The 387-nt window shown below is 46.0% G+C and carries 1 pseudogene; it reads left to right on the forward strand.

The features are described 5' to 3' along the window. Nucleotides 1–387 (forward strand): annotated as a pseudogene (locus HC175_RS20120) (histidine kinase); the annotation flags it as partial.

Genomic DNA, 387 nt, shown 5'->3' on the forward strand with positions numbered 1-387 from the left:
TATGATCGCCGGCAATCTTATACATTTTCTATGGAGGAAACTTCTTCTGCACAGCCTGTTCTGGTTCCTGGTGCTGGGCTTTTTCTCTTACTTCCTGGATACCGCCGGTGAGAACCTTCTATATTCCGGCACCTTTGCGATATTCCTCCTCCCGGTGACAATGGGTACCACCTATACCACTATCTATTATCTCCTCCCCGGTTTTTTGCTGAAAAAGAAATACCTGCTGTTCAGCCTATATGGTTTTTATACGCTGGTGCTTTCAGCTTTTGCCATTGTCCTCTCTATTTTCTACGGACTGGTTTTTATACTGAATATGGATTACCACGGAATGCCCGCCGCCGGCCGAAGCCTTTGGTCTATGATGGTGCTTGTATATCTTGTGGT

It is taken from the genome of Salinimicrobium oceani, assembly GCF_012037645.1.